Origin of the sequence: Paraconexibacter antarcticus (assembly GCF_024220175.1) — a bacterium.
GTDB classification, from domain to species: Bacteria; Actinomycetota; Thermoleophilia; order Solirubrobacterales; family Solirubrobacteraceae; genus Paraconexibacter; species Paraconexibacter antarcticus.
This window is the reverse complement of record NZ_CP098502.1, coordinates 4,460,988-4,478,454: the sequence shown is the minus strand read 5'-3', so window position 1 is coordinate 4,478,454 and position 17,467 is coordinate 4,460,988. Positions and strand designations below refer to the sequence as shown.

Annotated in this window: 19 protein-coding genes; 9 read left to right on the top strand and 10 right to left on the bottom strand. The window is 69.0% G+C overall.

The window, feature by feature from the left end; genetic code table 11:
• Positions 1-112: 112 nt before the first annotated feature.
• Complete coding sequence (locus NBH00_RS21965; protein ID WP_437126597.1) at positions 113-2,428, bottom strand: heavy metal translocating P-type ATPase; 2,316 nt, start codon at positions 2,426-2,428, stop codon at positions 113-115.
• A gap of 1 nt (position 2,429) precedes the next feature.
• On the bottom strand, positions 2,430-2,741 hold the full coding sequence (locus tag NBH00_RS21960; protein ID WP_254570708.1) for a hypothetical protein: 312 nt from the start codon (positions 2,739-2,741) through the stop codon (positions 2,430-2,432).
• Positions 2,742-3,437: 696 nt separating this feature from the next.
• On the opposite strand from NBH00_RS21960, the gene NBH00_RS21955 reads away from it, so the two are divergent.
• The 4 genes from NBH00_RS21955 (at position 3,438) to NBH00_RS21940 (ending at position 5,891) form a co-directional block, all read left to right on the top strand.
• Entirely contained in the window at positions 3,438-3,683 is a 246-nt protein-coding gene (locus NBH00_RS21955) for a hypothetical protein (protein ID WP_254570707.1), read from the top strand.
• A 228-nt stretch (positions 3,684-3,911) separates the two neighbouring features.
• Entirely contained in the window at positions 3,912-4,886 is a 975-nt protein-coding gene (locus tag NBH00_RS21950; RefSeq protein ID WP_254570706.1) for a cytochrome c biogenesis CcdA family protein, read from the top strand.
• On the top strand, positions 4,883-5,605 hold the full coding sequence (locus NBH00_RS21945) for a peroxiredoxin family protein (protein WP_254570705.1): 723 nt from the start codon (positions 4,883-4,885) through the stop codon (positions 5,603-5,605). The genes NBH00_RS21950 and NBH00_RS21945 overlap by 4 nt, the downstream gene beginning before the upstream one ends.
• On the top strand, positions 5,598-5,891 hold the full coding sequence (locus NBH00_RS21940; protein WP_254570704.1) for a glutaredoxin family protein: 294 nt from the start codon (positions 5,598-5,600) through the stop codon (positions 5,889-5,891). Before NBH00_RS21945 ends, NBH00_RS21940 begins: the two co-directional genes overlap by 8 nt.
• Positions 5,892-5,916: 25 nt before the next feature.
• Here the strand turns inward: NBH00_RS21940 and NBH00_RS21935 are convergent, their stop codons facing one another.
• From NBH00_RS21935 to NBH00_RS21925, 3 genes are all read right to left on the bottom strand, one after another.
• A complete protein-coding gene (locus NBH00_RS21935; RefSeq protein ID WP_302182661.1) occupies positions 5,917-7,110 on the bottom strand; it encodes a cytochrome b/b6 domain-containing protein in 1,194 nt (397 codons plus the stop codon).
• On the bottom strand, positions 7,046-7,741 hold the full coding sequence (locus tag NBH00_RS21930; protein ID WP_254570702.1) for a molybdopterin-dependent oxidoreductase: 696 nt from the start codon (positions 7,739-7,741) through the stop codon (positions 7,046-7,048). Before NBH00_RS21930 ends, NBH00_RS21935 begins: the two co-directional genes overlap by 65 nt.
• Before the next feature lie 98 nt (positions 7,742-7,839).
• Entirely contained in the window at positions 7,840-9,609 is a 1,770-nt protein-coding gene (locus tag NBH00_RS21925; RefSeq protein WP_254570701.1) for a cytochrome c biogenesis protein DipZ, read from the bottom strand.
• Between the two features lie 229 nt (positions 9,610-9,838).
• Here NBH00_RS21925 and NBH00_RS21920 point away from each other — a divergent pair, with 229 nt between their 5' ends.
• Positions 9,839-10,504: a lysophospholipid acyltransferase family protein gene (locus NBH00_RS21920; RefSeq protein ID WP_254570700.1), complete on the top strand. Its 666-nt coding sequence runs from the start codon at positions 9,839-9,841 to the stop codon at positions 10,502-10,504.
• Positions 10,505-10,513: 9 nt separating this feature from the next.
• Here NBH00_RS21920 and NBH00_RS21915 read toward each other — a convergent pair whose 3' ends face one another.
• The 3 genes from NBH00_RS21915 to NBH00_RS21905 form a co-directional block, all read right to left on the bottom strand.
• Positions 10,514-11,134, bottom strand: a complete 621-nt coding sequence (locus tag NBH00_RS21915; protein WP_254570699.1) for a hypothetical protein — start codon at positions 11,132-11,134, stop codon at positions 10,514-10,516.
• A 126-nt stretch (positions 11,135-11,260) separates the two neighbouring features.
• On the bottom strand, positions 11,261-11,458 hold the full coding sequence (locus NBH00_RS21910) for a hypothetical protein (RefSeq protein ID WP_254570698.1): 198 nt from the start codon (positions 11,456-11,458) through the stop codon (positions 11,261-11,263).
• A gap of 61 nt (positions 11,459-11,519) precedes the next feature.
• Entirely contained in the window at positions 11,520-12,191 is a 672-nt protein-coding gene (locus NBH00_RS21905) for a class I SAM-dependent methyltransferase (RefSeq protein ID WP_254570697.1), read from the bottom strand.
• Positions 12,192-12,383: 192 nt separating this feature from the next.
• On the opposite strand from NBH00_RS21905, the gene NBH00_RS21900 reads away from it, so the two are divergent.
• The 3 genes from NBH00_RS21900 to NBH00_RS21890 are packed head-to-tail and all read left to right on the top strand — an operon-like array spanning position 12,384 to position 15,306.
• A complete protein-coding gene (locus NBH00_RS21900; RefSeq protein WP_254570696.1) occupies positions 12,384-13,934 on the top strand; it encodes a radical SAM protein in 1,551 nt (516 codons plus the stop codon).
• Complete coding sequence (locus NBH00_RS21895; protein ID WP_254570695.1) at positions 13,931-14,713, top strand: class I SAM-dependent methyltransferase; 783 nt, start codon at positions 13,931-13,933, stop codon at positions 14,711-14,713. The genes NBH00_RS21900 and NBH00_RS21895 overlap by 4 nt, the downstream gene beginning before the upstream one ends.
• Positions 14,710-15,306, top strand: coding sequence for an SRPBCC family protein (locus NBH00_RS21890; protein WP_254570694.1), 597 nt, complete (start codon positions 14,710-14,712; stop codon positions 15,304-15,306). Before NBH00_RS21895 ends, NBH00_RS21890 begins: the two co-directional genes overlap by 4 nt.
• 5 nt (positions 15,307-15,311) lie before the next feature.
• On the opposite strand, the gene NBH00_RS21885 is transcribed toward NBH00_RS21890, so the two are convergent.
• Together NBH00_RS21885 and NBH00_RS21880 are read right to left on the bottom strand one after the other, a co-directional pair.
• A complete protein-coding gene (locus NBH00_RS21885) occupies positions 15,312-16,046 on the bottom strand; it encodes a cytochrome c biogenesis CcdA family protein (RefSeq protein WP_254570693.1) in 735 nt (244 codons plus the stop codon).
• Entirely contained in the window at positions 16,039-16,620 is a 582-nt protein-coding gene (locus NBH00_RS21880) for a TlpA family protein disulfide reductase (RefSeq protein WP_254570692.1), read from the bottom strand. Before NBH00_RS21880 ends, NBH00_RS21885 begins: the two co-directional genes overlap by 8 nt.
• A 54-nt stretch (positions 16,621-16,674) precedes the next feature.
• Here NBH00_RS21880 and NBH00_RS21875 point away from each other — a divergent pair, with 54 nt between their 5' ends.
• On the top strand, positions 16,675-17,448 hold the full coding sequence (locus NBH00_RS21875) for a prolipoprotein diacylglyceryl transferase (protein WP_254570691.1): 774 nt from the start codon (positions 16,675-16,677) through the stop codon (positions 17,446-17,448).
• Positions 17,449-17,467: the final 19 nt, after the last annotated feature.

Sequence of the window (17,467 nt, the reverse complement as noted above, 5' to 3'; positions counted from 1 at the left end):
CGCCCGGGATTTGGGAGTCGATGGACCAGCAAGCAGGCGCGGTCGCCCACGGAAGCGGTGCACCGCGCGGCGCGGCGGCGTGCGACATCCAACTCATCGGCAATTGGGAAGATCATCTGAGTACCGGAGTGGTTGGGGCAGGTTCACGACTGCCGTTGTTGGCATCCACACGCGGGTCGTGACCGCTTGTTCCGGCGCGCGCGGGTTGCCGTCCGAAGCGTCGCAGGCGCAGCGAGTTGGAGACGACGCTCACCGACGAGGTCGCCATCGCGGCCGCAGCGATGACCGGATGCAGCAGCCCGGCTGCCGCGAGCGGTATGAGCGTGAGGTTGTAGCCGAAGGCCCAGCCGAGGTTCTGGTAGATGATTCGCAGCGTTTGGCGCGACAGGCCGATTGCGGTGACGACTCCCTGCAGGTCACCGGAGATCAGCGTCAGGTCAGAGGACTCGATCGCCACGTCGGTTCCGGTGCCGATCGCGATACCCAGGTCGGCCTGAACCAGCGCCGGCGCATCGTTGATGCCATCACCGACCATCGCCACGACGCGGCCCTCGTCCTGCAGGCGGCGTACCTCGTCGACCTTGTCTTCGGGGAGGACCTCCGCGAGCACCCGGTCGATCCCGAGCTCGGCGGCGATGGCGCTCGCGGTGCGGGTGTTGTCTCCGGTGATCATGACCACCTGCACCTTCATCAGGTGCAGCTGATCGACGACGGCTCGGGCGTTGGGCTTGACCGTGTCGGTCACCGCCAGCACACCCATGACCTGATGATCCCAGCCGACGAAGACCGCGGTCCGGCCCAGCTGTTCCCAGCGGGCCGCTGCCTGTTCGAGGTCCTCGGGAAGATGCTGCCTGGTGTCGGCCATCAACTTGCGCCGTCCGACCCAGACCGAGCTGTCGTCGATCACTGCCCCCGCGCCGTGGCCGGCGAGCGAGTGAAATGAGACGGCGGTGGGAAGGGGAAGGCGCATCTCGGTCGCGCCGCGCACGATCGCGCGCGCGATCGGATGCTCAGAGTCGGTCTCGACCGCCGCTGCGCGGGCGAGCACGGTTTCGGTGTCCTGGTCCGCAGCGGCGGTCGCATCGACAAAGCGCATCTCGCCGCGGGTAAGCGTCCCGGTCTTGTCAAAGATCACCGTGTCCAGGCGCCGAGCGCGCTGCAGCACTTCGCCGCCTTTGATCAGGACGCCCATCGCCGCTCCGCGCCCGGCACCCACCATCAGAGCCGTCGGCGTCGCCAGACCCAAGGCGCACGGGCAGGCGATGATGAGCACCGCCACCGCCGCCAGCAGGCCCGCACCGGGGTCGCCGCCGATCAGCCACCAGCCCATAAACGTCAGGACGGCTAGTGCAAGCACGACCGGCACGAAGACCGCCGAAACCTGGTCGACCAGGCGCTGCACCGGTGCCTTGCTCGCCTGGGCCTCCTCGACCAGACGAACGATCTGCGCCAACGCCGTATCGCGGCCAACTGCGCTCGCCCGCACGGTCAGGGCCCCGTCGACGTTCAGGGTCGCACCCGCGACCTGGTCACCTGCGTGCTTCTCCACCGGGACGGACTCGCCGGTGAGCATCGACTCGTCGACCGCCGAGGCACCGTCGATGACCACTCCATCCACGGGCACCTTCTCGCCTGGGCGAACCCGCAGCAGATCACCCACCACCAGTTGCTCAACCGGCACCATGCCCTCCTGACCGTCGACGAGCACTCGAGCTTCCTTGGCGCCGAGCTCGAGCAGCGAACGGATCGCGCTTGAGGCCCGCGAGCGTGCCTGCGCTTCGAAGTAGCGGCCCAGCAGGATGAACGCGATCAACAGCGCCGCGGTCTCGAAATACAGATCGCCGCCCGCCAACAACTCGTAGACCGAGTAGAAGAACGCCGTCAGAGTGCCGATCGCGATCAGGGTGTCCATGTTCGCGCTCAGGTATCGCGCCCGTGCCAGGCCGCTCTTCAGGATCGGCCACCCGGCGACGAACTCGACGGCCGCGGCCAGCGGGAGCGCCAGCCAGCGCGCCCAGCCGTCGCCGGCAAATCCGAACGTCAGCACCATCACCGTCAACGCGGCCGGCCAGGCGGCGAGTGTCAGCGTGCGCCATTGCCGAGCTTCGCGCGCGGCGGAATCCTCCTGCTCGGCGTTCGCGTCTGAACCGCTCGCTGGCACCTCCGTGAGCTCGTAGCCGATCCGGGCGACGCTTTCGCGCAGGTCCTCGACGCCCACTGCGCTGGGATCGTAGAACACCTGGGCGCGGTGCGTTGCGAGATTCACGCGAGCCTCAGCGACCCCGTCATGGCGGGCAAGCGTGCGGTGCACTCGGGAGGCACACGAGGCGCAATGCATACCCTGCACCGACAGCTCCACTTCAGTTGGGGCCGGCGGCTCCGCGGGTGATTCGAGCGTGCGCTCAAGGCGTGAATGTCGAGGTCGCACGTCAGCGACCCATGTGCTCTTGCATGGAAGGGGCCGCCTGCGTCATCCGAGCGTGCATACGTTGCATGGCCGGAGCGTGCACCATCATCCGGCGCATTTGGATATGCATGGCGCTGGACGCGGCGGTCATCCGGGACATGCCGGGGTGGTGGCCGCCGCCATGCATCATCGTGGGCGGCGCGCCCTGCGTCAGAGCCTGAGTCGACCGTGCCTGCGCCGTCTGCGGGCCCCCTACGACGCCTCCCAGATATCCCACGCCAGCGCTCCCCAGGATCGTTGCGCTGACGGCGATCGTTCTGAACTTGACGCTCATCTCAGACTCCCTTGTTCAGTGGCGGCGGACGCCGTCACCGTGGATACCAATCCCAAACTAGCAAACCTACTAGGGAGCATCGTAGGAAGATCGGGAGCCGGGGGTTTCGGCCCATCGGGGGCGGCCGCTCACCTGACCAGGAGGACGCCGCGCATGCCGGCGCGCCGATGCCCGGCAACTGGGCAGTAGTAGGCGTATCTGCCGGGGCGGCAGCAGCGCCGTTACCTGCGAGCTCTGCCCATTGCCGACGACGGGGCCGGTGGCGTGTACGCCGCGGCCGGCGAGCGCAATCCCGTGCGAAACCGATGAGGCGTTTTCCATCGTCACCGTGACGCGCCCGGCGGTGGTGACCAGGACGGGCTTGTCAACCGCAGGTGACCACGCGCGTCGGCGGCGACCTCGAACACGGTTCCCGCAGGGGGATTGGCGAGGCCCGTGTCCGGCCACCGCTCCGTGTCCGAGCGACTGACGCTGGTGCCGCAGGCACCGAACGCGAGCGCTCCCGCGACGACGGTCGGAAGGTCGCGGATCCTCGATCCGGGCGGCATCTACGAGGCACCGTAGCGGACGGGTGCGCGCCGGCGGCGAGGTCGGCTACCGATCAACGTCCAGGGTCATTCGCGCGCGCCGCGCGGGTTCGCTACCGTGCTACTACGGCACCTCGTAGTTGAGGCCATCGATCGACAGGAGAACACCATGCACCTCGCAAACATCGCAGCAACACTCAGCCCTCTGGCGCTCCTTGCCTGCCCCGTCGGCATGGGCGTGATGATGTGGTTCATGATGCGCGCCAACAAGCAGCCCGCCGCGCCCGACAAGGACTCGCAGCCGGCGTCACTTGAGGTTCTCCGCGAGGAGCAGCAACGCCTCAGCCATGAGATCTCCCGGCTCGAGGGCGGCTCGACCGGTGAGCAGCACGGTGTCGCCGGCGGCGCGTCGTGAGCAGCGGCGTCATCCTCGCCGTCGCGATTCTGGCCGGCGCGGCGTGCCCGCTGCACATGTGGTGGCAGCAGCGCCACGGCCGCCAGTCAGCCTGCTGCTCCCCGAGGGCGGAGAGCCAGAGGCCGACTGACCTTGCGGGGCTGCACGCCCGCCAGGAGCAGGTCGCCGCACAGATCGCCGACCTCGAAACGGCAGGGCGCCGCGGCGCGCCCGCAGGTGAGGCGGCCCATGGGTAGCCACGTCGTGTTGGCCGCCAGCAGCAGCGTCTTCTTCGGCGGGTCGGTCGCCGCGGCGGTGATCGCGGGCATGGTCTCGCTCTTCGCTCCGTGCTGCATCTCGATCATGCTGCCGGCGTACTTCTCCAGCGCCTTCCACAACCGCCGGGTGCTCGTCGCGATGACGTTCCTGTTCGCCGCCGGCGTCGCCACGGTGATCCTGCCGATCGCCGTGGGCGCGGCCTTCATGCAGCGCCTATTCGTCTCCCAGCACACCCCGATCTACACCACCGCCGGCGTGCTGCTATTGGGGCTGGCCGGGTACACGCTGCTGGGTGGGCAGCTGCACCTGCCGATGCCCGGACGCCGCGCCAGCGGACGCACGGGCCCGCTCAGCGTCTTCTCCCTGGGGATGTTCTCCGGGGTCGCAAGCTCATGCTGCGCACCGGTGCTCGCCGGCGTGATCGCCCTCTCGGGGGTGGCCGGGTCCTTCGGTGCGGCGGTCGGCCTCGGCTCGGCCTACGTCTTTGGCATGGTCGCCCCCCTGTTTGTCATCTCGCTGCTGTGGGAGCGCCTTGACGGCCGCTCCATCCGACTGTTTCGCCCCCGGTCGCTGACCTGGCATATCGGACCTCTGCGCCGCACGATCACCGCCACCGCCCTGGCGAGCGGCCTGCTGCTCGCCATCATGGGGGCAGCGACCCTGGCGATCGGCCTCTTGAGCGATTCGATGCCCTCAGGCCGCGGCTGGCAGGCATCGCTCTCCGCCCGCCTGCAGCACTACGGCCACCAGCTGACCGACGCCCTGTCGTTCCTGCCGAGCTGGACCGCGGCGCTCCTGATCCTGGCGCTCGTCGCCTTGCTCGCACGCCGGGCGCTGCGTCAGGTCGCCCCGATCAGCATCGAATCCCCGACCTCGCCCGGGGCGCCTGAGAGGGCCCCGGTAACGGATCAGCCGGGGACGCGCGAGCCCACCCCGGTCCCGTGAAGGAGAACGCGAAGATGCAAAACCAAGCCGAACAGAAGAAAGAACGCCGCCGCGAGGAGCGCCTGCAGCGCGAGGCGCAAACGCAGGCTGCCGAGCGCGCACGGCGCCTGCGCACTCGCATCTTCGGGGCGGTCGGCGCCGGCGTCGTGCTGCTGCTGGCACTTTTTGCGATCTCCAACTCCGGTGGCGGCTCATCGGCGAAAACGGGCGGGAAGTACCCCTACGCGGTCGGCCAGCCGGGACCCGGACAGCCCGCGGCGCCGATCAGCCTGCCCAGCACGCAGGGCGGCCAGTTCAGCCTCGCCGCCGAACGCGGCAAGACGGTGCTGCTGTATTTCCAGGAGGGCTTGTCCTGTCAGCCGTGTTGGGATCAGCTCAGTGACCTTGAGCGGCAGGGCAGCAAGGTCAGGGCGCTCGGAATCGACCGCATGATCAGCATCACCACCGACGAACTGGGACAGATCCGCCAGAAGGCCGCCGACGAGGGCCTGAACACCCCGATCCTCAGCGACAGCAACCTCGCCGTCTCCAAAGCCTACGGCGCCAATCAGTTCGGCATGATGGGCGACAGCCGCGACGGGCACTCGTTCATCATCATCGGGCCGGACGGCCGCGTCAGGTGGCGCGCGGACTACGGGGGAGCCCCGAACTACACCATGTACGTGCCCGTCACTCGGTTGCTCAGCGACATGCGCAAGGGACTGCGATCGGGTGCCTGACATCGAGGTGCTGCTGCTTACCCAGCAGCACTGCGCTTACTGCGATGACGCCAAAGCGCTCCTTGAGCGACTGAGCTCGGACTTTCCGTTGCACGTCCAGATCGTCGATATCAGCACGCCAGAAGGCCAGCGCCTGGCCGCCCAGGGCGGCGTCATGTTCCCCCCCGGCCTGTTCCTTGACCAGGCGCCGTTCTCCTACGGACGTCCGTCTGAGCGCAAGCTGCGCAAAGCACTCAGACGCAAGCTCGCCGACGCCCCTGACCAGTCCACCCCCGCGAACACGTAAGTGCAGCGCGACGGGCGCGCCGCGGTCACCGGCCGTGCAGCAGCTGTCGGGCGGAAGGGGCGTTCGGTGAGTCGGGGGCGAGGACGAGGAACCGGCGCAGCTCCCGACGACCTCGGACCTTGTCTGCCGCCCCCACGTGTCCCGCGGCTCCGTCTACGTGCAGGAGGACCGCCCCGAGGTACAGGTGCGCGTCGGGGTACCCGGGGTCAAGCTTGACCGCCGCAGACAGGGTGCGCAGGGCCAAGGGCGGATCCCCGGCACGTGCCTGCGCGAAGCCGAGCGCGGCGCGCAGGTCCGCCCGCTTGGGCAGCGCCGCCACGGCCTGCTGGTAAAGCGCGAGCGCCTGGGGCAGTTGACCTGCCTGATCGAGGGCCTGGGCCTGCCCGGCCAGCTGCAGCGCGCTCACGCGCGCCGGCACCACAGGAGCTTTCGCCACCGGAGCCGACGCCTTGACAGCGGCGCTGTCGAGCACGCCGTGCACGACCCACCAGCCGCCGGCTATGCCGATCACCCCGACGGCTAGGCCGAGCATCTCTCGGCGGGCGGAGAGCGCCACAGACGGCGCCAGGCCCGGCGCCCAGGCGGCGTGATGGACGGTCGCCCAGTCTTTGCGGACCGCGCCGCGGACGATGCCGCGCAGCGCCGGACGCGTGGTCGGCCACACGAGGGCGAGGAACAGGTGGCCGACGACGAGCGCGACCGCGACGTACATCGTCAGGTCGTGCAGGGCGATGCTGCCGGAGAGGCGGAAGGTGGTGTTGCGCTCGCCGAGCCACAGCAGCGTCCCCGAGACGGTGAAGAGGCCGGCGATGGCGGCCTGCAGGATCGTGTGGACCTTCTGCCCCGCGTTGAACCGGCCTTGCGGGGTGCGCTTGCCCATCAGCCAGCGCAGGTCGTCGTCGACGAAGCGCTCGATCTCCATGCGCGTGCGGCGCAGTTGCCGGCGATTGCCGAGGACGGGGATGGCGACCAAGGTGGTGAGCCAGGCGACGGCGATCGCCAGGTGCACGGCCTTGGCGGTCGGGCGACTCGCGAGGCTCGACAGCGACGGCAGGTACAGCACCAGGCCGGTGGCGAGCATGCCGAAGAATGCCGCCGCGTGCACCCAGTGCAGCGCTCGTTCGGTCGCGCCGAAGCGCGCGACGAGCGCCGGTTCAGACGCCGTTCGAGCGTCCGACCCAGGCGTCGCGGTCGTAGCCACGCTGCTCCCAGTAGCCATCCTGCGGCTGGTCGGTCAGCACGATGCGGCTGACCCACTTCACGCCCTTGTAGCCGTACATCTTCGGCATCACCACGCGGACCGGGGCACCGTGCTCCCGGGTCAGCGGGCGGCCGTCCATGTCGTAGGCGAGCATCGCGTCCGGGGCGCTGAGCTGCTCGAGGGTGAGCGTGTCCACGTACGGCTGCTCGGCCGAGACGAACGCGACGGCCTTGGCCTCCGGCTTGGGCTTGGCCAGGGCGAGCAGCTGGTCGAAGCGCACGCCGCCCCACTTCACGCCGGTGACCGACCAGCCCGTCACGCAGTGAAAGTCAGAGGTCTGCGAGACCGTGGCGAGCGCGCGGAGCTGCCCGATGTCCAGCCGGACCGGGTGCTCCACGAGCCCCTCGATCGACAGGTGCCACGCGGCGGCGTCAAAGCGCGGGTACGGCGGGCTCACGGCGTAGATGCGCCATTGCCCACCCACGGGGATCGCGTCGCGGACCGCGGCGGGCAGCACGCTTGAGGCGCTGGAGGCCGCCTGCAGGGCGCTGCCGCCCCAGGCCAGTGACGACAGGCCGGCGCCCATCAGGCCGATGAAGGCACGGCGCCCGAGCGGGCGACCGGGGATCTCGGGATCGTCGGTGCTCAACCGAGCCGACGATGACAGATGAGGGACAGGGGCCACCATTACGAGAACATGAACCTACTAACGCGCCTAGGAGAACGCGCCGGGTGCTCTACCCACACCTACCCGAAGGTGAAGGCAAACCCGCGAATACCGTCCTGGAAGCGCAGCTGCACGCGGCGGTCCTGCACGGATCCGAAGTCGACGAGCCGGTATAGGCGCTGTGCCCTGATTGTCGCCACGCCGCCGTGGACGTCTTCGCCGGCGATGTCGTCGGTGATCGGTTGCCCGTCGACGAGCACCTGCACCTTACGGGGGATGTCGCCCTTGGAGGCGAGGACGAGGAACAGCTTGCGGGCCTGGATGCGCGTTGAGATCGAGGCCCCCCGGACTGCGAGGGCTGACTCGCCGCCGATCTTCCAGCGTCCGTCCAGCGCGAACTGGCTGGCCTGGAGTTGGCTTGCGGCGTGGTAGGTGTGCAGGCCGCGGTGCGGTCGCTGGGTGAATCCGGCGGCGCGGTTGAGGCCGAGGTAGGTCTCGGGGGTGGACTCGCCGATTGCGGCTTGCTCGACCGGCGCTGGCGCTGGGGCGCGGCCGGCGACCCCGGTCGCGCCGGCTTCGCGCAGCAGGCTGCGCACAGCGGCTTCGGTCTGGGCGTCGTCGCCCTCGCCGGCATGCGCGTAGCGCACGCGGCCTTTGGCGTCGATGAGGTAGTCGCCGGGCCAGGACTTGTTGCCGAAGGCGTTCCAGGTGCCGTAGTGGTTGTCCTGGACCACGGGGTAGCGCAGCTTGTTCTGCGCGACGGCGTCCTTGACGTTGCCCGCGTCCTTCTCGAAGCCGAACTCGGGGGTGTGCACGCCGATGATCGTCAGGCCCTTGCTGCGGTAGCGCTGGTCGAGGGAGCGCAGCGCGGGGAAGGTGCGGATGCAGTTGATGCACGTGTAGGTCCAGAAGTCCACAAGGACCACCTTGCCGCGCAGGCTCTTCAAGGTCCGCGGCGCGGAGTTGAACCACCGGCCGGTGCCGGTGAGCTCCGGGGCGGTGCCGAGCACGGGGAGCTTGGCCGGGACCGCGGCCGCCGGGCCCGCGGACTCCCTCGCCGGGGTCCTGGCCGCCGCGGGCCGTGCGTCGGCGGTAGCGGGCGGGGAGACGAACTTCGGTTTGCCGCGCACGTCGGCCAGGCCCTTCTGCACGGCGTCGGTCTTCTCGATCCCGCGGGTGGGGTTGGAGATGAACCGCGGGAAGTCGTTGGCCAGCGCGGTCTGAAAGCGGATGTCCAGGTTGGCCGCCATCGCCACCGCGGTCACGAGCATCACCGCGCCGGTCGCCCGCTGCAGGCTCGCCGCGCGGCCGGCCAACAGGCGGCGGCCACCTTTGGCCACGGCAAACAGAGCAAAGCCCGACCCGATCGAGTAGGCGAGCGCCACCTCCGCCGTCTTGCCGGAGGCACCTTGAGTGGCGCTGACCGAGATCACTGCGGCAAGGATCGGGCCCGCGCACGGCGCGTAGACGAATCCGAGTGCCCCGCCGACCGCCAGACCGGACATGACGCCGTCGCCGGCGTTCTTGGGCCCGAGGCGCGAGACGGGCGCGAAGACCCTCTCGATCCGGTACAGCACCGGCGGCCAGAAGAAGGCCACGCCGAGCCCAGCGAGCACGAGGACCGAAAACGTCCGTGTCGCCCCGTCCGCCAGACCCACGCCCTTGACGACGGAGGCCAGCAAGACGATCGTCAAAAAGTGAGTGCTGACCAGGCCGAGCACGATCGCAATCGGGCGTCGGCGCCCACCGGTCGCCGACGCCGACAGCAGCGTCGGCAGCACCGGCAGGCAGCACGGCGTGACCGCCGTGAGGGCCCCGGCGAGCAGGGCGAACAGCAGCAGCGTCACCATGCTTCAGGTCGCCACACGCTCAACATGACTCAAACACTCGTTGGGACGCCGGCCGGTCTACTATCCGGCGTAGGGGAGAACGGGGTCACTCGTTGGGGGTGGTTGTGGCGCGCGGCCCTTCGGGTGACGCGACCATCACATAGACTATGTCCCATAGTAGACGTCCGCGACGGCGCGACTCGGACGGACGTGCCGTCACGCGCAAACGCTCCTGGAGGATTCCCCGGACATGGCTAAGCGCGTCGAGCACGTCACCTTCACGTACCGCGCCGCCATGGGATTAACCGCGCCCGTGGTCCGATGGTGGGGGCGGTTGGACGTTGTGGGTCTTGAGCTGTTGCCGCTCGACGGCCCGGTGCTCCTGGCCGTCAACCGCGACAGCTATTGGGACCCGATCGCCGTCGGCATCGCGGGCCTTTCACGTCGGCAAGTCAAGGCGCTGGCGAAGCACTCGTTGTGGAAGCCCGGACTTGGCAGGATCCTGGACGGCATGGGCCAGATCCCAATCACGCGAGGTTCTGGCGACGCGCACGCGATGGCACGCGCGATCGAAGAACTCCGTGCCGGCGCATGCCTCGGCATCTTCCCTGAAGGCACGCGGTCACTCGGCCGTCAGCTGCGGCCGCGTAGCGGCTTCGGTCGGCTCGCGCAAGCGGTGCCGGAGGCGCAGATCGTCTGCTGCCGGGTCACCGGCACGGTGGATATTCCGAGGTTGCCCCCTCGCCGCCCCCGTGTGCGCGTGGAGTTCTTCGTCCCGGCGGGCGGTGGCCTGCAACCCGAGGAAACCCCGAGTGAGCTGAGCTCCCGGCTGACCGCAGAGATCCGCACGAAGGCGCCCGTCGCGATCGCTGCCGGGCGTCGGCGCTCACCTGCTCGAGTCGACGACAGGGCCTGAGCGCGGTCGTCAACCGGTCGGTTGATCTGCAGACGCGGCTGGTAGGTCCGCGCGGACGGATCGCCGGGCTTGGTACCGCGACCTCAGGTGCCGGAAGGCGTTGCGAGGACCGGTGCGCAGTCCTGCGGCCCCGGCGGTGAAGAGGTCTACCACGCGCCACTTCGCCCGGCGGAAGGGGAACATGAACGGGCAGCCGGCCCCGCGGCTGTAGAGGTACTGCGGCTCTTCGAACAGCCCGACGACGTGAAATAAGTGGTCTTGGAAGGTGCGGCAGTTCTCGCCGGGCTCCCGTAACCACCACCACTGCCAGCGGAAGCCGCCGACGTACCCCTTCGCGAAGGCGCGGATGTCGGCGCGAACCTGCTCATCGGTCTTTGCGACGATGAGGGTGGGGTGAAACTGATGGTCGGGCTCATCACCGTGGTAGGCGTCGCGGGTCGCGCTGCCGCCGTTCGGGGTTCCCATGCCGTTCAGGCAGCCGCGGCTGCCCAGCAGCGCTCCGCGCCAGCCCATAGGGCACGGCGTGGGCCACCATCCGTAGCTCTCCTGATCGTCGATCTCGATCCACCAGTGTCCCCACGAGTTCGGTAGTCGCGGGTCGATGCGCTTGACGAGCAAGAAGGTCAGCACGCGAGGACCATCGGCCACGCCCGGCTCTCCTGACGGGGCCGAGGCTGGCGCCGGTCCCGACGCCAGCCGTCGGTCCGCCTCGGGCGAGGGTGCGCGTTCGATCGGTGAGGCTGAGTGCACGGGGTACTACTTCCGCTTCTTTTCCTTCTTGTCGGTCTTTTTCTGGCTCTTGTCCTTGCTCTGGCGGGCCTGGGCCTGACGCTGGTCGCTCGCCTTCTCGGCGACCTTGGCCTTCTTTTGCGCATCGTGCACCGTGCGCTTCTTCTTCTTGCGCTGCGCCTTGGTCATGCGCGGGCTCCCGGCGGTGCCGATCTCGTTTGGCATGGCGCTCGTCCTCATCGTGCTCAAGGGATCCTCCGGGGGCCGTCGGGGTTCAGTAAATGCATCATGATCGGTTCACCGCCAGCCGCTGCGTATCAACGAGGCTCCCGGGCTGTCGCGTGGCGAGGACGCACAGCGACGGATAGCCCCGGGAGACGTATCGCGTGGCGGAGATCGTGAAGCCGGCCTGCTGCAGGTCAGGGCGTGGATCGAGCGGACGCAGCGCGGCAGCGGGCCCGTCGCCGGAGCCCGCCATCGTTGCCAGCGGCGCGTACAGCTGTCGTGCCAGCCGCGCTCTTGGCCACGCCGGCGTGATCGCGATCAGCCGACCGCCGGTGTCAAGCACCCGCGCGCATTCGTCGAGGATCTGCCGGCGCGCGGCCGCATCGACGACGTGGAGGAGGTAGGCCCCCGACACGACCCTGAACGTCGCGTCGGCGAACGGCAGCGCGCGGGCGTCGGCCTGCTGCACCTCCCATCCCATGGGGAGCGTGGGTGCGCGGGAGAGCATCGCCGCAGACAGATCTACGCCCATCACCCGACGTGGCCGCTCGGGGTGGGCGGACAGCGGCCGCAGCAGGGCGCCGGTCCCGGTGGCGATGTCAAGCCACGGATCTTCGCGCCGTGGCCTGGCGAGGGCGACGGCAGAGCGCAGCGCGGCGCGCTCCAACGGAACCTGCCAGTTGTACGAGGACGCAAGGTCACTCCAATCCATCGCGATGCGGCGCGGCCGCACGGGCTGCTGCGGCGCATCGCGACGAACTGCTGCGGGGGCCTTTCCAACGCACAGCATAATACTAGCCTGTGTAGTATGAACATGGATGACCCGGGCAGGCAGAGCCGGACGGACGCCGGCTGTGCGGCAGGCCCGAGCCCGTCGCACCTTCTCGCTGGCACCGGCAGACCACACGAGCGACCAGGAGCCCAGATGAGCGAAGGCGTGCAGCAGAAGATCGACCGGACTGAGGTCTTCCTCGAGCTGACGAAGTCGGTCTGTCCCGTGTGCAAGGCAGTGATCGACGCCGAGGTCAACGTGCGCGAGAACCAGGTGATCATGCGCAAGCGCTGCCGCGAGCACGGAGAGTTTGAGGCGCTGATCTACAACGACGCCGAGCTCTACATGAGCCAGCTGCGCTACAACAAGCCCGGTACCCTACCGCTGCAGTTTCAGACCCCGGTCAAGGACGGCTGCCCGCTGGACTGCGGGCTGTGCCCCGAGCACAAGCAGCATTCGTGCTTCGCGCTGATCGAGGTCAACACGAACTGCAACCTGGATTGCCCGATCTGCTTCGCCGACTCCGGCCATCAGCCCGACGGCTTCCAGCTCACGCGCGAGCAGGTCTCCCTGATGCTCGACACGTTCGTCGCCGCCGAGGGCGAGCCCGAGGTCCTGCAGTTCTCCGGTGGTGAGCCGACGATCCACCCGAACATCATCGAGTTCGTCGAGATGGCCCAGGCGCGGTCGATCGGCACCGTGATGATCAACACCAACGGGATCCGCATCGCCCGCGACAAACGCTTCGTCGCCGAGCTTGAGCGGCTCAAGCCGCACATCTACCTCCAGTTCGACGGCTTCGACGAGGCGACGCACCGCGCCATCCGTGGCAAAGACCTGCGCGACGTCAAGCAGAAGGCACTCGACAACTGCGCCCAGGCGGGCCTGAAGGTCACACTCGTCGCCGCGATCGAGCAGGGCGTCAACGAACACGAAGTCGGCGCGATCGTCCGCCACGGCATCACCCACCCCGCCGTGACGTCGATCGTGCTGCAACCGGTCACCCACGCCGGCCGCCACCGCGAGTTCGACCCCATGAACCGGCTCACCAACCCCGACGTGATGCGGATGATCACCGAGCAGGTCCCCGAGTGGTTTCAGATGTCCGACTTCGTGCCCGTCCCGTGCTGCTTCCCGACCTGTCGCTCGATGTGCTACATGCTCGTCGACGGCGACGGGGCGATCCCGTTCGCCCGCCTGCTCGACGTCGAGCAGTACCTCGACTACGTCGGCAACCGCGTCAACCCCGACCCCGAGCTGCGCAACGCGATGGAGAAGATGTTCTCCTCCTCGGCGATGCCTGGGGCTGAGGACGCGCTGCTGATGTGCGAGTCATGCGGGATCGACCTCCCCGAGGCGCTGAAGAACCTGCGCGAGAACTTCTTCATGATCGCCGTGCAGGACTTCCAAGATGCGTACACGCTCAACGTGCGGCAGCTGATGAAGTGCTGCATCCAGCAGATCACCCCCGACGGGCGGCTGATCCCCTTCTGCGCCTACAACTCCGTCGGCTACCGCGAACAGGTCCGCGAGCAGCTCTCCGGCACCCCGGTCGCACCAGTCGTCCCGAACGCCACGCCGCTGCAGCCCCTGCTGCAGCCCACCCGCTACGGCTCCAAGACGATCGCTGGACCCTCCGGCAACGGCGTCGAATCCCCACCGACCCCGGCGCAGACGAACATCGGCCGGCGGCTCGGGCAATGAGCCCCGCCCCAGCGCAGGTGAAGTCCTGTTGCGCGGCCGCCTACTCGGGCGCGACGGCACGGTGGCTCCTCGGCGACTCCTTTCACCCCGGCGGCGCGCGCCTGACCTCGCGGCTGGCCTCCGCCCTGCAGGTCAACACCGGCGACATGGTCATCGACGTCGCCAGCGGGCCGGGCACCAGCGCGCTGCAAGTCGCGAAGGAGACCGGCTGCGACGTGCTCGGCATCGACCTGTCGGCCGAGAACGTCGAGGACGCCACGCACGCCGCGAGCAGCGCCGGCCTCGCCGAGCGCGTGCGGTTCATCCAGGGTGACGCCGAAGCGCTCCCGGTCGCCGACGAGAGCGCCGACGGCGCGATCTGCGAGTGCGCGCTCTGCACATTCCCGGACAAGGCGATGGCCGCCGAACAGTTCACCCGTGTGCTCAGACCCGGGGCCCGCGTGGCGATCTCCGACATCACCGCACTCCCGGACCAACTGCCACCGGAGCTGACGAGCCTTCAGGCATGGGTCGCCTGTATCGCCGACGCACGGCCGCTTGAGGAGATCGCCTCGCTGCTTCAGGACGGCGGGCTGATCGTCGAGCGCACCGAGCGACACGACCACGAGCTCGGCGCGATGCTCGCCCGCGTCGACGCCCGACTGAAAGCGGCCCGCCTGATCGGCGCCGGCATGCTGTACCCCCAGATCGCCACCGGCCGCGAGCTCGTCGCCGCCGCCCAGCTCGCGCTTGCGCGGGGCATGCTCGGCTACGGCGTGGTGATCGCGAGAAAGCCATGACCAAACACACCACCGTCCGCATCGCACGGCACGCCGCCACCGCCGGTACGGGGCTCGGAGCGCTCCTACTGGGCTACGTACTCGTCGTGCGGGGATCGTTGACGCTCGATCTCGGAATCGGTCGCCGCGTCAGGCCGCTCGAACCGATACGGGTCGCGATCACAGCGCCGCCCGACACGGTCTTCGACGTAGTTGCCGCCCCCTACCTGGGACGCACGCCGCGGGCGATGAAAGCCAAGCTCGACGTGCTCGAGCGCGGAAGCGACATGGCCCTGGCCGCGCACTTCACCCCGCTCGCTGGACGGCTCACGGTCACGACCGTGGAGACCGTCCGCTTCCAGCGCCCCGACCAGATCACGTTTCGCCTGCTGCGCGGTCCCGTCCCACATCTCCTCGAAACCTTCGACCTGCACCAGACTCCAGAAGGCACCGAGCTTGCGTACACCGGCGAGCTCGGCACCGACCTCTGGCGCCTCGGGGCATGGTGGGGCGACCAAGTCGCAGGACCATGGCAGCGCGCCGTCGCAGACTCCCTCGAGGGCATCAAAGCGGAGGCCGAGCGACGCGCCGGCGTCCGGACCAGCACGCCCTGACGCGATCAGATGCTCTGAAAGAAGTTCAGACCCCAGTCGCTGAGCAGCTTCTGCGCCTGGATGTTCAGGCGGAAGAGCTCACCGGTGAGCACGAGGACGCCCATGGCGATGAGCACCACCCCGGAGCCGGCCTGGACCGCGGCGTAGTGGCGCTTGAAGAAGCCGAACACCCTCGTGGCGGCGTTGAAGGCGATCGCGGCGAAGATGAACGGCAGCGCCAGGCCGGCGGAGTAGACGGCGAGCAGCAGCGCCCCGTGCGCGGTGCCGCTGGTGGTGGCGGCCAGACCGAGGATCGAGCCGAGCGTCGGGCCGACGCACGGCGTCCAGGCGATCGCGAACGCGGCCCCGGCGACGACCGGCCCTCCGCGGCCCGCGCGCTCGATGAGCCCGTCCGGGCGCCACTCCAGGTTCAGGCGCGTGATGAACACCGAGCCGAGGAACAGGGCGCCCATGGCGATGATCGCGATGCCCGAGATCTTGTTCAGCGTCGGCTGGTTGTCGAACAGAAACGAGCCGATCGCCGTCGCGCCGAGGCCGAGCAGGATGAAGATCAGCGAGAACGTGCCGACGAAGATCAGGCTGCGGCCGACCACACGAGGATCAACGCGCCGCCCGAGCTCAGACGGCGCGGTTCCCGACACCGTCGCCAGGTAGCCCGGCACGAGCGGCAGGCAGCAGGGGGACACGAACGAGACCAGTCCGGCGGCGAAGGCGAGGAAGATGCTCGGCGCACTAACCATGAAGCGCGTACCTGACGATGTCGGCGTTCAATGCAGCCTCATCAGCGTATGCCCCGACATGCGTGAAGGCCAGCTTGCCGCCGGCGGCGAAGAACGCCGTCGTGGGCCACGCCCGGCCCCCGCCGAAGGTGCGGGCGACAGAGCCGTTCTCGTCGTAGAAGTGCGGGTAGGGCACCGGGAACTTCTTCAGGAAAGCCGCGGCATCAGCGCGCGAATCCTTGGCGTCGACGCCAAGGAACGCCACGCGGCCACGGTAGCGGGCGGAGAGGTGCTGAAAGGACGGAAACTCGAAACGGCACGGACCACACCACGACGCCCACTGGTTGACCACCACCGGCACGCCGCGCAGGCTCGCAAGCCGCGCACCGAAGGCCGTCGGTCCGCCATCTAGCAGCTGGTCAGCTTGCGCGCGCAAGCGCTCCAGCGCCACGCGGGTCTGCTTCGGCGGCGGGGGAGGGCCCCCGGCGGTGCCACCGCCGACGCGCTGGCCGACCCCGCACCCGCCCAGCCCGAGTGCGCCCGCGATGAGCATCGTGGTCACGAACTGCGGTCGAGAGGGCCGGCGGGCGAGCATCTACTAGGCGCATAGTACGATGGGATCCGTGCTTAGCGTTCAGCCAGCTTATTGATGCGCCCGATCCTCTTTCACCTCGGGTCTTTTCCCGTCCACAGCTATGGCGTCCTGGTTGCCGCGGCCGCGGGACTCGGCGGCTACGTGCTGTTGCTCGAGCTGCAGCGACGCTGCGGGCGCGGCGACGCGGCCTTCGCGCTCGCCCTGGCCGCCCTGATCGGCGGCTTCCTCGGCGCGCGCGCGTACTTCCTCATCGAGCACGCCGGCCAGATCGGCATCCTGGACTCGCTCTCAAGCGCCGGCTTCACCTGGTACGGCGGCGTCATCGGCGGAGCGGCCGCCGTGCTCATCGTCGCGCGAGGACGCGGAATACCCACCCCGGCGCTGCTCGGGGCAGCCGGCCCAGCGCTCGCCCTCGGATACGGCGTCGGCCGGATCGCCTGTCAGCTCGCCGGGGACGGCACCTACGGAACCCCGAGCAACCTCCCCTGGGCGATGAGCTACCCCCACGGCGAGGTGCCGACCAGCATGCGTGTACATCCCACACCGGTCTACGAGACGCTCGCAAGCTTGCTCATCTTCGCGTTGCTGTGGCGCCTGCGTCGCCGTATGCCGCCGGTCCAGCTCTTCGGCCTGTACCTCGTGCTCGCCGGGATCGAGCGCTTCCTGATCGAGTTCATCAGACGCAATGAGCACGTATTCCTCGGGCTTAGCCAGCCGCAACTCTTCGCGGCCGCGCTCGCCCTCATCGGAGCAGCCCTTTTGGGGTCAGGCGTTCCGCTCGCTCGTCGCTTGGCGCCGCGTATCACTCAGCCTCTCGTGAGTCGATAGCTCCCAAGGTTCGCGGAAC

What these genes read in the sequence shown, in the direction of transcription:
- NBH00_RS21925 (WP_254570701.1), bottom strand. Translation starts at nt 9,609, where the DNA reads ATGGTGACGCTGCTGCTGTTCGCCCTGCTCGCCGGGGCCCTCACGGCG.
- NBH00_RS21880 (WP_254570692.1), bottom strand. Translation starts at nt 16,620, where the DNA reads ATGCTCGCCCGCCGGCCCTCTCGACCGCAGTTCGTGACCACGATGCTC.
- NBH00_RS21955 (WP_254570707.1), top strand. Translation starts at nt 3,438, where the DNA reads ATGCACCTCGCAAACATCGCAGCAACACTCAGCCCTCTGGCGCTCCTT.
- NBH00_RS21890 (WP_254570694.1), top strand. Translation starts at nt 14,710, where the DNA reads ATGACCAAACACACCACCGTCCGCATCGCACGGCACGCCGCCACCGCC.
- NBH00_RS21875 (WP_254570691.1), top strand. Translation starts at nt 16,675, where the DNA reads ATGCGCCCGATCCTCTTTCACCTCGGGTCTTTTCCCGTCCACAGCTAT.
- NBH00_RS21895 (WP_254570695.1), top strand. Translation starts at nt 13,931, where the DNA reads ATGAGCCCCGCCCCAGCGCAGGTGAAGTCCTGTTGCGCGGCCGCCTAC.
- NBH00_RS21910 (WP_254570698.1), bottom strand. Translation starts at nt 11,458, where the DNA reads ATGCCAAACGAGATCGGCACCGCCGGGAGCCCGCGCATGACCAAGGCG.
- NBH00_RS21885 (WP_254570693.1), bottom strand. Translation starts at nt 16,046, where the DNA reads ATGGTTAGTGCGCCGAGCATCTTCCTCGCCTTCGCCGCCGGACTGGTC.
- NBH00_RS21920 (WP_254570700.1), top strand. Translation starts at nt 9,839, where the DNA reads ATGGCTAAGCGCGTCGAGCACGTCACCTTCACGTACCGCGCCGCCATG.
- NBH00_RS21950 (WP_254570706.1), top strand. Translation starts at nt 3,912, where the DNA reads ATGGGTAGCCACGTCGTGTTGGCCGCCAGCAGCAGCGTCTTCTTCGGC.
- NBH00_RS21960 (WP_254570708.1), bottom strand. Translation starts at nt 2,741, where the DNA reads ATGAGCGTCAAGTTCAGAACGATCGCCGTCAGCGCAACGATCCTGGGG.
- NBH00_RS21935 (WP_302182661.1), bottom strand. Translation starts at nt 7,110, where the DNA reads ATGGCTACTGGGAGCAGCGTGGCTACGACCGCGACGCCTGGGTCGGAC.
- NBH00_RS21900 (WP_254570696.1), top strand. Translation starts at nt 12,384, where the DNA reads ATGAGCGAAGGCGTGCAGCAGAAGATCGACCGGACTGAGGTCTTCCTC.